The organism is Pseudomonas sp. MEJ108 (assembly GCF_030208985.1).
Lineage (GTDB): Bacteria > Pseudomonadota > Gammaproteobacteria > Pseudomonadales > Pseudomonadaceae > Aquipseudomonas > Aquipseudomonas fragariae.
Map to the genome: position 1 here is coordinate 18109 of NZ_JARVSW010000019.1, position 13005 is coordinate 31113.

Annotated in this window: 13 protein-coding genes; 6 read left to right on the forward strand and 7 right to left on the reverse strand. The window is 61.0% G+C overall.

Annotation, left to right across the window (positions count from 1 at the left end; translation table 11 throughout):
- Both QRN50_RS09995 and QRN50_RS10000 read right to left on the reverse strand, forming a co-directional pair.
- Positions 1 to 1686 (reverse strand): acid phosphatase, encoded by a 1686-nt coding sequence (locus QRN50_RS09995; protein ID WP_024643164.1) that lies wholly within the window; start codon positions 1684 to 1686, stop codon positions 1 to 3.
- A gap of 93 nt (positions 1687 to 1779) precedes the next feature.
- Complete coding sequence (locus QRN50_RS10000) at positions 1780 to 2574, reverse strand: substrate-binding periplasmic protein (protein ID WP_060400649.1); 795 nt, start codon at positions 2572 to 2574, stop codon at positions 1780 to 1782.
- 100 nt (positions 2575 to 2674) lie between these two features.
- On the opposite strand from QRN50_RS10000, the gene dnaX reads away from it, so the two are divergent.
- The 4 genes from dnaX (at position 2675) to pdxB (ending at position 6903) form a co-directional block, all read left to right on the forward strand.
- Positions 2675 to 4891, forward strand: a complete 2217-nt coding sequence (gene dnaX, locus QRN50_RS10005) for a DNA polymerase III subunit gamma/tau (protein ID WP_060400648.1) — start codon at positions 2675 to 2677, stop codon at positions 4889 to 4891.
- Positions 4892 to 4952: 61 nt separating this feature from the next.
- The gene (locus tag QRN50_RS10010; RefSeq protein WP_002552818.1) at positions 4953 to 5279 is read left to right on the forward strand and encodes a YbaB/EbfC family nucleoid-associated protein; all 327 of its coding nucleotides are present in this window, start codon (positions 4953 to 4955) and stop codon (positions 5277 to 5279) included.
- A 137-nt stretch (positions 5280 to 5416) separates the two neighbouring features.
- Complete coding sequence (gene tusA / locus QRN50_RS10015) at positions 5417 to 5671, forward strand: sulfurtransferase TusA (protein ID WP_003371482.1); 255 nt, start codon at positions 5417 to 5419, stop codon at positions 5669 to 5671.
- Between the two features lie 89 nt (positions 5672 to 5760).
- Positions 5761 to 6903: a 4-phosphoerythronate dehydrogenase PdxB gene (gene pdxB, locus QRN50_RS10020; protein ID WP_060400647.1), complete on the forward strand. Its 1143-nt coding sequence runs from the start codon at positions 5761 to 5763 to the stop codon at positions 6901 to 6903.
- A gap of 74 nt (positions 6904 to 6977) precedes the next feature.
- Here the strand turns inward: pdxB and QRN50_RS10025 are convergent, their stop codons facing one another.
- On the reverse strand, positions 6978 to 7148 hold the full coding sequence (locus QRN50_RS10025) for a PA1571 family protein (protein WP_003315168.1): 171 nt from the start codon (positions 7146 to 7148) through the stop codon (positions 6978 to 6980).
- A 287-nt stretch (positions 7149 to 7435) separates the two neighbouring features.
- Between QRN50_RS10025 and QRN50_RS10030 the strand changes: the two genes are divergently transcribed.
- Positions 7436 to 9205 (forward strand): ABC transporter transmembrane domain-containing protein, encoded by a 1770-nt coding sequence (locus tag QRN50_RS10030; RefSeq protein ID WP_096127150.1) that lies wholly within the window; start codon positions 7436 to 7438, stop codon positions 9203 to 9205.
- Positions 9206 to 9264: 59 nt separating this feature from the next.
- Here the strand turns inward: QRN50_RS10030 and ppnP are convergent, their stop codons facing one another.
- Together ppnP and QRN50_RS10040 are read right to left on the reverse strand one after the other, a co-directional pair.
- Positions 9265 to 9546 (reverse strand): pyrimidine/purine nucleoside phosphorylase, encoded by a 282-nt coding sequence (gene ppnP / locus QRN50_RS10035; protein ID WP_003343080.1) that lies wholly within the window; start codon positions 9544 to 9546, stop codon positions 9265 to 9267.
- Positions 9547 to 9658: 112 nt separating this feature from the next.
- Positions 9659 to 10201 carry a 3'-5' exonuclease gene (locus QRN50_RS10040; RefSeq protein WP_003405835.1) on the reverse strand — a complete coding sequence of 181 codons (543 nt, stop codon included), beginning with the start codon at positions 10199 to 10201 and terminating at the stop codon, positions 9659 to 9661.
- A gap of 252 nt (positions 10202 to 10453) precedes the next feature.
- On the opposite strand from QRN50_RS10040, the gene QRN50_RS10045 reads away from it, so the two are divergent.
- Positions 10454 to 11293 (forward strand): substrate-binding periplasmic protein, encoded by an 840-nt coding sequence (locus tag QRN50_RS10045; protein ID WP_024643167.1) that lies wholly within the window; start codon positions 10454 to 10456, stop codon positions 11291 to 11293.
- Between the two features lie 37 nt (positions 11294 to 11330).
- Here QRN50_RS10045 and QRN50_RS10050 read toward each other — a convergent pair whose 3' ends face one another.
- Both QRN50_RS10050 and eat read right to left on the reverse strand, forming a co-directional pair.
- The gene (locus QRN50_RS10050; RefSeq protein WP_032608059.1) at positions 11331 to 11498 is read right to left on the reverse strand and encodes a DUF2897 family protein; all 168 of its coding nucleotides are present in this window, start codon (positions 11496 to 11498) and stop codon (positions 11331 to 11333) included.
- Between the two features lie 118 nt (positions 11499 to 11616).
- Positions 11617 to 12981 carry an ethanolamine permease gene (gene eat, locus QRN50_RS10055; RefSeq protein WP_024643168.1) on the reverse strand — a complete coding sequence of 455 codons (1365 nt, stop codon included), beginning with the start codon at positions 12979 to 12981 and terminating at the stop codon, positions 11617 to 11619.
- Positions 12982 to 13005: the final 24 nt, after the last annotated feature.

Consider the following 13005-nt stretch of genomic DNA (forward strand, 5'->3'; position numbering starts at 1 on the left):
TCAGGCCGGAAACTGCAGCGCGTTGGTCAGGTCGCCCATTGGCGTCTGGCCACGCGCGATCATGGCCTCGTCGCGGCGTTTCAGGCCGTCGAGCTTTTCCAGGCCATGCACGCGGGTGATCAGGCGCAGGATCGAGGCCGTGTCGTAAACCGTGTGGTCGACCTTGCCCTTGCGGGCGAAAGGGGAGATGACCAGGGCGGGAATGCGCGTGCCAGGACCAAAGCGGTCGCCTTTTGGTGGTGCAACGTGGTCCCACCAGCCGCCGTTCTCGTCGACGGTGACGACGATCACCATGTTGTCCCACTGCGGGCTCTTGCGCAGCACCTTGATCACCCGGTCGATGTGCCGGTCACCCGCAGCCACGTCGGCGTAACCGGCGTGCATGTTCAGGTTGCCCTGGGGTTTGTAGAAGGTAACGGCAGGCAACTTGCCCGCTTCGGCATCGGCGAGGAAGCGATTGGTGCTCGACTCGTCACCCAGGCCACCATCACGCAGGCGCTTCTTGCGCTCTTCAGGGTGCTGCGGACCCTGCTGCTTGAAGTAGTTGAACGGCTGGTGATGGTATTGAAAGTTGGGGATTTTCGGGATCCCGGTGGAGTCCTTGAATTCATCCAGCGTCACTTGCCAGGCACCGGCATACCAGGCCCAGTCGACATTCCTTTTCGACAGTTTGTCACCGATGTGCTCGTGGCTTTGCGGAACCAGCACGTTGGGCAGATCCGGTTTCGAGTAATCAGGGTTCTGCGGGTCACGCAGCCAGGTTGGCCAGTACGGCGGGGCCATGGTGTTGACGGCGTAGTTGTCCGGCGTGATGGCACTGGGGCCGAATTGTGGCGGCCCGTCCATGGCGCTGGCTGGCGACTTGTCCAGCGGTTTGAGGCGCGGGTCCTGCGGGTTGAAGCTCTGCAGGGTGGCGATTTGTGACTTGGCCGGCGATTCGGCGGCGTTCGGGTAAACAGGCGCCGTGGCTGAAATCAGGTACTGGTGGTTGAGGAACGAGCCGCCGAAAGCACCCTGAAAGAAGTTGTCACACAGTACGAACTCCTCGGCCACATCCCACAGGCGCAACGAGTACTGAGTCTGTGCGTAGTTGCCCATGGTCAGGCCGCCTGCATCGGCCCAGGCCACGAAGCGGTCGTTCTTGCCGTCGTTGATCTGCATCTGGTTCTGGTAAAAGACGTGCCACAGGTCGCGGGTCACCAGGCTCAGCGGCAGGTCTTCACCGTTTGGTCCCTTGAGCGGGAACGGCGCGTTGGGCAGGTCTTGCTGAAATTGCTCGCCCACCGGATAGGTCACGCCATCGACGGTTTGCGGTCCGACCTGCAGCACGCCGCCCCAGGCCGGGGGCAGTTTGGACAAGCGCGTGCCGTCGCGGTCGCGCTGCTCGTAATCGGAAGGCCTGAGCGAGGAGAGCGGCTTTTCGACACCGGGGAAATCGCCGAACAGGTTATTGAAGCTGCGGTTCTCGGCGTAGATCACCACAATGGTTTTCACATTTTCGCGCAAGGCGCGATCCAGCGCGGGTCCGGCAAGGTGATGATGCCGTTCGTTGTCGCCAGGCGGCTTCTCGTGGGCAGAAACGTAACTGCTAAGGGTGACACCTGCACCCAGGGCAGCCATCCCGCCCAGAAAACGACGGCGGCTGGGGTTTTCGTTGGTCTCTTCGTCGTCTGGTCTGTCGCTCATCGCCAAATACTCGCGCTGGTTAATGTGTTACCAAAGATTTCACGCGAGCGTAACCATGGAATATGACGCTATTGCGACAGCGCAGATCAAGGATCAGGGTGCGGTGGGTGTGGTGTAGTGATCGATGATTTGCTGGATCTCGCCCGACAGACGCATCTGCACCAGCGTGCGCAAAATTCTGCCCACTGGCAGTTCGGGGTTATTGCGGATCATGCAGGCGGCCGGCTGTTCGGCGACCAGTGAGATCGGCTTGAGTTTCTTGCCGTCAGGCAGGTTCCGGTTGGTCCATTCGAGGATCAACTGATTGGTCACCGCGTAGTTGTAGCGCCCGGCCATCAGCTTGCCGAGCGTCTGGTTTTGCGTGCGTGCATCTTCACGGACCAGTTGATGAGTTTCGAAAAGGTGCTCGAGGGCCGGGTAGGTGTAGCCCAGCACGGTGCCGACGGTTTCGTTGTCGAACTGCTCGGGGTAGGGGCCGGCAGCTGTTGCGGCCGAAGCGACCAGCCAGTCGCGCTGATAGAGAATCGGCAGGCTCCACAGGTAGTCGCCGGAAAGGTCGGGGTACCACGCCTGGGCGCTGTAACAGTGCATGTCGACTTCGCCGCGCTCGAGCGCCGACTGGATACGCAGGCGCGGCATCACGTGATAACGGGCTTCGAGGCCCACCTGGTGCGCAAGGCTTTGCATGATGTCGAACAGAATGCCGGATTCGGGACGAAAGTCGGTGATGTGCATCATCGGCATGGTCCAGCCTTCGTTGACCGCAAAGCTCAAGGTCCTCTGCGCCGCGCTGCCGTTTTGCGGCAACAGCAATAGCAGGCAGACCGCCGCTGCACGAGGCAGCCGCGGCGTGGTAAAGGCCCGGATAAAGCGCGTCAATAGAGTCATTTGCACAGCTTAGCCACAATAGAGGCGGACACCAGATGCAATTTTGCCCCTGCTCGGCTAGCATTGGCGGTCTTCCGCTTACCAGTTGCGACGGTTTTAAATGAGTTATCAGGTTCTTGCACGTAAATGGCGTCCGCGCTCGTTCCGCGAAATGGTCGGCCAGGCTCATGTGTTGAAGGCCCTGATCAACGCGCTGGACAGCCAGCGCCTGCACCATGCCTATCTGTTCACCGGCACACGGGGCGTCGGCAAGACGACTATCGCGCGGATCATCGCCAAGTGCCTGAACTGTGAAACCGGCATTACTTCGACGCCTTGCGGCACCTGCTCGGTGTGCAAGGAGATCGACGAGGGCCGTTTCGTCGACCTGATCGAAATCGACGCCGCCAGCCGCACCAAGGTCGAAGACACGCGCGAGCTGCTGGATAACGTGCAGTACGCGCCCAGTCGCGGTCGCTTCAAGGTCTACCTGATCGACGAAGTGCACATGCTTTCCAGCCACTCGTTCAACGCCTTGCTCAAGACGCTTGAAGAGCCGCCGCCCTACGTCAAGTTCATCCTGGCCACCACCGATCCGCAAAAACTGCCGGCGACCATTCTGTCGCGCTGCCTGCAGTTCTCGTTGAAAAACATGACGCCTGAGCGCGTTGTCGAGCACCTCACCCACGTGCTGGGCGTCGAGAACGTGCCGTTCGAAGACGACGCGCTGTGGCTGCTCGGGCGCGCCGCCGACGGTTCGATGCGTGATGCGATGAGCCTCACCGATCAGGCCATTGCCTTCGGTGAAGGCAAGGTCATGGCTGCCGATGTACGTGCCATGCTCGGCACGCTGGACCACGGCCAGGTCTTCGATGTACTGACCGCGTTGCTGGAAGGCGATGCCCGCGGGGTGCTGGAGGCGGTACGCCATCTGGCCGAGCAGGGCCCTGACTGGAATGGCGTGCTCTCGGAAATTCTCAACGTGCTGCACCGTGTGGCGATTGCCCAGGCGCTGCCGGAAGGCGTCGACAACGGTCACGGCGATCGTGACCGGGTGCTGGCCCTGGCGCAGGCCCTGCCTGCCGAAGATGTGCAGTTTTACTACCAGATGGGCTTGATTGGTCGTCGTGACTTGCCACTGGCCCCTGATCCGCGTGGCGGCTTCGAGATGGTCCTGCTGCGTATGCTGGCGTTTCGTCCTGCCGACAGCGAGGACGCGCCGAGGCAGCCGCTAAAGCCAGTGGGGATCAGCCAGGCCACGGTTGATTCCCGAAAAGCAGTGGCTGATGCGACACCTGTTGCATCGGCAGCTCCCGCAGTGTCGAGCGCTCCGGTGATGGCTGCGCCCGATCCGGCCTTCGAAGCGCTGCCGCCTGCAGCGGCGCCGAAGCCGCCCGCCGCCCGGCCAGAGCCCGCGGTGCAGCCGGAATCGAAGCCAGAGCCACAAGCCGCGCCAGTCGAAGACCTCGACCTGCCGTGGAATGAGCCGAAATCCCCGGCTGCCGAACCCGCCGCCGAAACTGCGCCTGATACCGATACCGATACCGATACCGAGCCAGTCGCCGAGCCGGTTCTGGAGACCGTTTCCGAGCAGCCTGACCTGACGCCCATGCCGACGCCTGCGCCCGCCAGCCCGGTGCCGGCCGCACCCGAGGCCGAGCCTGAGCAGCCGGTTGCCGGGCAGCAGGACGCGCCGGCAATGCTCGAAGCCATCCCGGACTCTGCGTATCTGTCCACGCACACCGATTCGATGTCTTCCGACTCCGGGCCGATGGGGCGTGATGACGAACCGCCAGCGGATGATGATTACGTCGAGCCGGATATCGACATAGACCCGGCGTCCTACAGCTATCTGGACGAGCTGGCCCACGAAAGTGTCGTCGAGCTTGAAGCGGTCGAGCCGGAGCCTGCTCCGGCCGCCAAACCGGCCACCGGTCTTGCGGCCGAGTGGCTGGACGTGTTCCCCAAGCTGCCGATCTCCGGCATGACCGGCAGCATCGCGGCCAACTGCACATTGATCTCGGTCGATGGCGATAACTGGCTGCTGCACCTGGACCCGGCGCACAGCGCGCTGTTCAACTCGACTCAGCAGCGGCGTCTGAACGATGCGTTGAACCAGTACCATGGGCGCACGATCAATCTGAGTATCGAGCTGATCAAGCCCGAGCAGGAAACCCCTGCGCAGGCCGCTTCACGGCTGCGTGCCGAGCGCCAGCGCCAGGCCGAAGCCTCGATCCAGGCCGACCCGTACATCCAGCAGATGCTGCAACAGTTCGGCGCTGTGATCCGGGAAGACACGATCAAACCCGTTGACGCGCCTGCGGTGCAGGCTCAATAACTGAATACAGGGTGCCGCTGGCGCCACGCAAACGAACCATCCATTTTCGAGGAGATATCCCATGATGAAAGGTGGCATGGCTGGCCTGATGAAGCAGGCGCAGCAAATGCAGGAAAAAATGGCCAAGATGCAGGAAGAACTGGCCAACGCGGAAGTCACCGGTCAATCGGGCGCAGGCCTGGTCAGCGTGGTGATGACCGGTCGTCATGACGTCAAGCGTATCAACCTGGATGACAGCCTGATGCAGGAAGACAAGGAAGTGCTGGAAGACCTGATCGCCGCCGCCGTCAACGACGCCGTGCGCAAGATCGAGCAGGCCAGCCAGGACAAGACGGCTTCCATGACCGCTGGCATGCAGTTGCCGCCCGGTATGAAGCTGCCGTTCTGACGGTCGCCCGGCTCATGATCAATGCCAGGCCCTGTGCCTGGCATTTTTCTGTCTGCTGTCTGGCCGCGCGCCGCCATCAGCATTTGGCCTGATCGACTGAATTGAGCGACAATCCTCCCCCGTCTCTGGAGTGCCCCATGTCTGAGCCCATTGAAAACCTCACTGTCGACGCCGAGCTGGACGCCGTAGGGCTGTTTTGTCCGGAACCGGTGATGATGTTGCACCAGAAGGTGCGTGATCTGCCTGCGGGCGGTCTGCTCAAGGTCATTGCAACCGATCCGTCCACGCGTCGCGATATTCCGAAATTCTGTGTATTCCTCGGTCACGAACTGGTTGCCGAGCAAGCCGAAGAGGGCACGTTCCTCTACTGGATCCGCAAGAAGTCCGACTGATCGCCATATCGCTGCAACCCGCGCCTGTTCACGACACGCCTGTTCCCGATTCGAGCAGGTCCTTGTTCGCCAGACCCAGAGAGTCTTCCATGCGCATTGTTGCCGACGAAAATATTCCCCTGCTCGACGCCTTTTTTGCTCACTTTGGTGAAATCCATCGCTTGCCGGGCCGCGCCATGGACCGCGCCGCGGTGGCGGATGCCGACATCCTGCTGGTTCGCTCGGTCACCGCAGTGACCCGCGAACTGCTTGAAGGCAGCCCGGTACGTTTTGTCGGGACCTGCACCATCGGCACCGATCACCTGGATCTGGACTGGTTTCAGCAAGCCGGTATCCAGTGGGCCAGTGCTCCGGGCTGCAATGCGCGTGGCGTGGTGGACTACGTGCTCGGCAGCCTGCTGACCCTGGCTGAAATCGAAGGTGTCGACCTTGCGCAGCGCACCTATGGAGTGGTCGGTGCAGGGCAGGTGGGCGCTCGGCTGATCAGCGTATTGAGGGCCCTGGGCTGGAACGTGCTGGTCTGCGATCCGCCACGCCAGGCTGCCGAAGGCGGTGACTTCGTCAGCCTCGACGAGATCCTGCATCGCTGTGACGTCATCAGCCTGCACACGCCGCTGAGCAAAACCGGAGCGTCACCGACCTGGCATCTGCTTGACGACGCGCGCCTGCGTCAGCTTCGGCAAGGCGCCTGGCTGATCAATGCCAGCCGTGGCGCCATAGTGGATAACGCGGCGCTGCATGACGTCCTGCTTGAACGGGAAGACCTGCAGGCCGTGCTGGATGTGTGGGAAGGCGAGCCGCAGGTCAACGTCGCACTCGCTGATCTGTGCGTTCTGGGGACACCGCATATCGCCGGCTACAGCCTGGATGGCAGGCAGCGCGGCACGGCACAGATCTATCAGGCGCTGTGCGGCTTTCTTGATCAGCCTGCGACGATCGAGCTGGACGATCTGCTGCCAAAACCCTGGCTGGCCCAGGTCAGTCTCGACGCGGCCTGCGACCCGGTCTGGGCACTTAACATGCTGTGCCGCGGCGTGTATGACCCGCGACGTGACGATGCGGACTTCCGCCGCAGCCTGACCGGTGACACCGCCAGCCAGCGTCTGGCCTTTGATGTATTGCGCAAGCAGTACCCGCCACGCCGGGAAATAGAAGGGCTGAAGGTGCGCCTGGAGGGCGAGTCCGAGGCGTTGGCGCAACTGGTGCGCGCGCTGGGTGCGGTGCTGGTCTGATCGCCAGCCGGGCTGGCGGACAATAAAAAACCCGACCAAGTGGTCGGGTTTCAACTGTCTGGTACGGCTCGGTTTTATTTTTCCGGGGTTACCCAGTTCTTATCGCATTCCTGGCAGGCAGCCTGAACCATTTCTTCGGTGATCAGGACTTCTTCCCCGTGCTGGTCGAGAACTGCACCGCCAACCGGCAGATTGGGCGTGGCTCGAACGACTTGAACTTCGTTGCTGCGCTCTTGCGGGTTCATGGTGTTTCTCCTTTCATCAGGTAACGGCGTTAAGTTAACCGCGCTTGATGACCGGTCCGTGACACGTACTGTCAGCCGCTCAAACGCGCTCCAAGTGCAACAGATATGATGCAAATCTGCCAGCAGACGCTTAGATCGATGTCTTATAGCGGCCTCTGTAAAGCAGTCATAACCTGACTCTGGAAACCGGCCGCAAGTTCATTCGAAATGATGTTCGGCGCGCCCGGCAACACAGGTGTAGGCTTTGCAATTCAGACAGATCGGGCAGACAGGCAGGTTCATCGTTCATGATTTCACGGATTACCCGACGTCATCGCCAGGCCTTGCGTCTGGCTGCGAGTTTCATCGCGCCGTATCGCTGGCAGGCGCTCGGCGCATTGCTGGCACTGGTCATTACCGCGGGCATCACCCTGTCGATCGGGCAGGGCATCAAACTGATGGTCGATCAGGGTTTCATGACCCGTTCACCGCAGTTGCTCGAGCGCTCGATCGGGTTTTTCATGCTGCTGACGGTCGGCCTCGCCGTCGGAACCTTCGCCCGTTTCTATCTGGTGTCATGGATCGGCGAGCGTGTGGTTGCCGACTTGCGCAAGAAGGTGTTCGATCACCTGATCGAGCTGCATCCGGGCTTCTACGAGAACAATCGCAGTTCGGAAATCCAGTCGCGACTGACCGCCGACACCACGCTGTTGCAGTCGGTGATCGGCTCGTCACTGTCGATGTTCCTGCGCAATGCGCTGATGGTCATCGGCGGCATCGTGCTGTTGTTCATCACCAATCCCAAACTCACCAGCATCGTGGTGGTGGCGTTACCGCTGATCATCGCGCCTATTCTCATGTTCGGGCGGCGGGTACGAAACCTGTCGCGCGAGAGTCAGGACCGGGTCGCCAATGTGGGCAGCTACGTGGCCGAGGCCCTGGGGCAGATCAAGACGGTGCAGGCCTACAATCACCAGCAGCAGGACAAGCAGCGTTTCTCGTATACGGTGGAGCAGGCGTTCGAGACCGCTCGCAAGCGCATCCTGCAGCGTTCCTGGCTGATCACGCTGGTGATCGTCCTGGTGCTGGGGGCGGTGGCGGTGATGTTGTGGGTGGGCGGCATGGACGTGATCAGCGGCCGCATTTCCAGCGGTGAGCTGGCAGCGTTCGTGTTCTACGCGCTGATGGTCGGCATGGCGTTCGGCACGTTGAGTGAGGTGATTGGCGATCTGCAGCGCGCCGCCGGTGCCGCAGAGCGGATCGGCGAGCTGCTTCAGGCGCGCAGCGAGATCAGCGTGCCCACCACCGACCTGCAGAGCCTGCCACCGCGCATCAGCGGGCGTCTGGCGCTGGAGAATGTCACCTTCGCTTACCCGTCGCGTCCCGAGCGCAATGCCCTGGATAATTTGACCCTGAGCGTCGAGCCTGGTGAAACCTTGGCGCTGGTCGGGCCCTCCGGAGCAGGCAAGTCGACCATCCTCGATCTGCTGTTGCGTTTTTACGACCCGATTCAAGGGCGCATCCTGATCGAGGGCGTGCCGATCGCGCAGCTCGATCCCCATGACCTGCGCCGCTGCTTCGCGCTGGTTTCACAATCGCCCGCGCTGTTTTTCGGCACTGTCGAGGACAACATTCGTTACGGTAACGCCACTGCGAGCCTCGAGCAGGTGCAGGCGGCGGCGCGCATTGCCCATGCGCATGAATTCATTCTCGACATGGCCGACGGCTACCGTACGCATCTGGGTGAGGGCGGGGTGGGCTTGTCCGGCGGACAGCGGCAGCGTCTGGCGATTGCCCGAGCCTTGCTGGTCGATGCGCCGATTCTGTTGCTGGACGAGGCGACCAGTGCGCTGGACGCGCAGAGTGAGCACTTGATTCAACAGGCTCTGCCGAGCTTGATGCAGGGGCGTACCACGCTGGTCATCGCCCACCGGCTGGCCACGGTGCAGAATGCCGACCGGATTGCCGTCATGGATCAGGGGCGGTTGGTCGCGGTGGGCACCCATCAGCAGTTGATCGCCAGCAACCCGCTTTATGCGCGACTGGCGGCGTTGCAGTTCAATGCCGGGGTTGAGTAGGAGAGGGCGAGAAGGGCTTGTGGGGAACGTGGGAGGTCAAGCCTCCCACTCGCTGAGCCTCAGCGATATTCGCACAGGTAGGCGGTATCGACTTTGACCTTGATCTGGAACTTGCTGTTGGCCGGTACGTTGAACTGGTTGCCGGTGGCAAAGGTTTCCCAGTCAGTGCTGTCCGGAAGCTTCACGCTCAACTCGCCGGAGATCACGTGCATGATTTCCCGTTGCGCCGTACCGAACTCATATTCGCCCGCTGCCATGACACCGATGGTTGCCTCACCATCGGCCTGGGTGAAGGCGATGGATTTGACGGTGCCGTCGAAGTACTCGTTGACCTTGAACATGGGCGGTTCCTTTTGAAAGGGCTGAAAATGGCTCGCCAGTATGCCCAACACGGTAAAACTCGTCACGCCCCTTGCACGTCGACGCTGACGAAACGTCGACCTGCAGTAGCATTCAATTGGGCAGGATCAACGGCAGCAGCCTGGCAGTATTGCGCGCATCGACCAGGGCGCGGTGTTGTTGCCCGCTGAACTGCATGCCTGCCAGTTGCAAGGCACTGTTCAGCCCTATCGGTTTCTGCAAGTGGCGGGCCTGGGCGAAACGCTGTTTGAGATTGACGTGCGGCATGCTGGACAGCGCACTGTCGAGGTGGTGGTGGCGCCATTCCTCTTCCAGTTGCTGACGATCGTAGTCCCCCCAGCTGGCCCAGCCCACGATGCGTGCCCGATGATGGCTCAACCAGCGCTCGAACTGCGGCCACACCGTCGTCAGCGGCGCGGCGCTGTCGATGCTGCTCTGGTTGATATGGGTCAGCTCGCGGCAGAAATGGGTCAGCAACGGCCTGCGTGCCGGGCGCACGAAGCGTTCGAAATGGTCCAGCTCGCGTCCGTCCTGATTGACCAGCGTCGCGCCTATCTCGATGACTTCCATTTCTGCGACCGGCCATCCACCTTCTTCGGTCGTGGCCTCAAGATCAATCACCAGCCAGTGCGGCATCATCCAGCTTCCTTACGATAGTCAATGGCTTGAGCGTAGCCAGATTAACCCGTTGCGCACACTCAGGGCTTTGCATCGGCATTCTTGTTGTTACAACTGCCCCTACAGTGACCACAGGTGATTGCATTGGTGCCTAGCAGGCGGCGTTCACTTGCCTGTTCGAATACTGCAAGCGCACCGCAGAGCGCTGACGCTGTCGATTTGACAGTTGTTTAAATCCTGGAAACCGCATAGTTTGAATGGCTTTGATTGATGTCGTGTTTTATGAAAAGACTTGCAGTGTTAATTGACGGTATGGCGCGCACGATCGTTACCGGTGTCATGCTCTTCATTCCGTTGATGGCAACGCCGCAGGTCTTCGCCGCGCAGATCGTGCGGGTGGCCGCAGTGCATTTCCCCCCTTATATGGTGCGTCCTGAAAAAGGTGAAGACACCGGTCTTTTACCCCAACTGATCAATGCCCTGAATGGCGAGCAGGACGCCTATGAATTCGTGATGGTCCCCACTTCAGTGCCTCGGCGTTTTCGTGACTTCACGGAAGGGCGTTTCGATGTTGCAGTCTTCGAAAACCCCGGCTGGGGCTGGAAGGACATTCCCCATGAACAGATCGATATGGGGCTCGAGGATGCCGAGGTCTATGTGGCGCGCCGAGTGGAAGGACGTGGGCAGGATTACTTCGACACCCTGGCTGACAAACGTCTGGCACTGTTCAGTGGCTATCATTATGGATTTGCCAACTTCAATACCGATCAGAAGTACCTGAGCGAGCACTTCACCATTACCTCCACGTACTCCCACGACAGCAATTTGCTGATGGTGGTGCGTGGCCGCGCCGATGTTGCGCCCGTTACCCGTTCGTATCTGATTGATTTCATGGCGCGTAACAAGGAAGAAGCGGCGCAACTGATGGTGTCCGAGCGTGTCGATCAGGTCTACCGTCAATACGCGTTGTTGCGTCCGAATGGCAATATTGATGTGCCGCACTTCAAGCAGCTACTGGAAAGGCTGCGTGCAGATGGGCAACTGGCGAAGATTTTCGAGCCGCTGCACATCAAGGTGCTTCCGGTGAATGCCGGGATGCCCGGCAACTAGCAGAGGGGCAGGTTTTGCGCCTGCCACCCGGAGGCACTCAGCGGTCGTTGGTGTCCTTGGCATCCATTTCTGCGTTGCGCTCGTGGACGCGCTTGAGCTGTTCTTCGGTGAGGGGCAGTTTCTTGGCTGTGTCGCGCAGCATCATCAGACCGCCGACGATCGAGCCAATGGCTACGAGCAGAATTAACCAGGCATACCAGGGCATAGCGCTCTCCTTATTGTGATACCGCTTTGAGCAGCACGGCTGCCTAATGGTTCAAGAGTATGCGCCCTGAAGGGTTGCGTGCGAAAGCATTCGCCCGCAACCCCTTGGAACCTGGCAGTTACTCCCCGGTCAGCATCGCGTCGGTCGGCGCGTCGGCACGCAATTTGGCGGTCAGGCTGAAGTAGATGAAGCCGATGGCCATCAGGCCGAGGAAAATCAGGCCGATCAATGCGTTGAACCAGGCCATTGCCACCAGACACACGACGGCCAGCGCCAGGGCGATGCCGGGCACTACCGGATAACCGGGGGCGCGGAACGTGCGCTCCAGGCCAGGCTCGGTCTTGCGCAGTTTGAACAGGCTGAGCATGCTCATGATGTACATGACGATGGCGCCGAACACGGCCATGGTGATCATCGCAGCGGTCAGCGTCATGCCACTCAGGTTGATCAGGCCGTCGCTGTAGATCGCGGCGATGCCGATCAGACCGCCGGCGATGATTGCCCGGTGCGGCGTCTGGAAGCGCGAAAGCCTGGCCAGCGAGGCGGGCAGGTAGCCGGCGCGGGCGAGGGCGAAGAACTGGCGCGAGTAACCCATGATGATCCCGTGGAAGCTGGCGACCAGACCGAACAGGCCGATCCACACCAGCATGTGCAGCCAGCCGGAACTGTCACCGACCACGGCTTTCATGGCCTGCGGCAGCGGATCGTTGATGTTGGCCAGGGTGCGCCAGTCGCCCACGCCACCGGCAAACAGCATGACGCCGATCGCCAGTATCACCAAGGTCAGAATGCCACTGATGTAGGCCTTCGGGATGGTGCGTTTCGGGTCCTTGGCTTCTTCGGCGGCCATTGCAGCGCCTTCGATGGCCAGGAAGAACCAGATGGCGAAGGGGATGGCAGCGAACATGCCGGCAATGGCTTCGGGTCCGAAGGTCTGCGAGCCGGCCCAGCCGTTGAGGGCGAAGTTGCTGAAACTGAAGGCAGGCGCGACGACGCCCATGAACACCAGCAACTCGGCGACGGCCAGAATGCACACCACCAGCTCGAAGGTTGCGGCGAGCTTCACGCCCACGATGTTGAGCGCCATGAAGACGATGTAGGCGCCGACTGCCGCATGCTTGGGGTCCAGCCCCGGGTATTGCACATTAAGGTACGCACCGATCGCCATGGCAATGGCCGGTGGCGCAAAGACGAATTCGATCAGGGTGGCCATGCCTGCGATCAGTCCGCCTTTTTCGCCAAAGGCACGACGGCTGTAGGCGAACGGACCGCCGGCGTGCGGGATGGCGGTGGTGAGCTCGGTAAAACTGAAAATGAAACAGGTGTACATGGTGGCAACCATCAGGGCTGTTACCAAAAAGCCCAGCGTACCCGCAACGCCCCAGCCGTAGCTCCAGCCGAAGTATTCGCCGGAAATCACCAGCCCTACCGCGATCCCCCATAAATGAATCGTGCCGAGCGTCGGCTTGAGTTGTGTGCTCATTGTTCTCTCCCTGGGATTCGATAA

What these genes read in the sequence shown, in the direction of transcription:
- QRN50_RS09995 (WP_024643164.1), bottom strand. Translation starts at nt 1,686, where the DNA reads ATGAGCGACAGACCAGACGACGAAGAGACCAACGAAAACCCCAGCCGC.
- QRN50_RS10000 (WP_060400649.1), bottom strand. Translation starts at nt 2,574, where the DNA reads ATGACTCTATTGACGCGCTTTATCCGGGCCTTTACCACGCCGCGGCTG.
- dnaX (WP_060400648.1), top strand. Translation starts at nt 2,675, where the DNA reads ATGAGTTATCAGGTTCTTGCACGTAAATGGCGTCCGCGCTCGTTCCGC.
- QRN50_RS10010 (WP_002552818.1), top strand. Translation starts at nt 4,953, where the DNA reads ATGATGAAAGGTGGCATGGCTGGCCTGATGAAGCAGGCGCAGCAAATG.
- tusA (WP_003371482.1), top strand. Translation starts at nt 5,417, where the DNA reads ATGTCTGAGCCCATTGAAAACCTCACTGTCGACGCCGAGCTGGACGCC.
- pdxB (WP_060400647.1), top strand. Translation starts at nt 5,761, where the DNA reads ATGCGCATTGTTGCCGACGAAAATATTCCCCTGCTCGACGCCTTTTTT.
- QRN50_RS10025 (WP_003315168.1), bottom strand. Translation starts at nt 7,148, where the DNA reads ATGAACCCGCAAGAGCGCAGCAACGAAGTTCAAGTCGTTCGAGCCACG.
- QRN50_RS10030 (WP_096127150.1), top strand. Translation starts at nt 7,436, where the DNA reads ATGATTTCACGGATTACCCGACGTCATCGCCAGGCCTTGCGTCTGGCT.
- ppnP (WP_003343080.1), bottom strand. Translation starts at nt 9,546, where the DNA reads ATGTTCAAGGTCAACGAGTACTTCGACGGCACCGTCAAATCCATCGCC.
- QRN50_RS10040 (WP_003405835.1), bottom strand. Translation starts at nt 10,201, where the DNA reads ATGCCGCACTGGCTGGTGATTGATCTTGAGGCCACGACCGAAGAAGGT.
- QRN50_RS10045 (WP_024643167.1), top strand. Translation starts at nt 10,454, where the DNA reads ATGTCGTGTTTTATGAAAAGACTTGCAGTGTTAATTGACGGTATGGCG.
- QRN50_RS10050 (WP_032608059.1), bottom strand. Translation starts at nt 11,498, where the DNA reads ATGCCCTGGTATGCCTGGTTAATTCTGCTCGTAGCCATTGGCTCGATC.
- eat (WP_024643168.1), bottom strand. Translation starts at nt 12,981, where the DNA reads ATGAGCACACAACTCAAGCCGACGCTCGGCACGATTCATTTATGGGGG.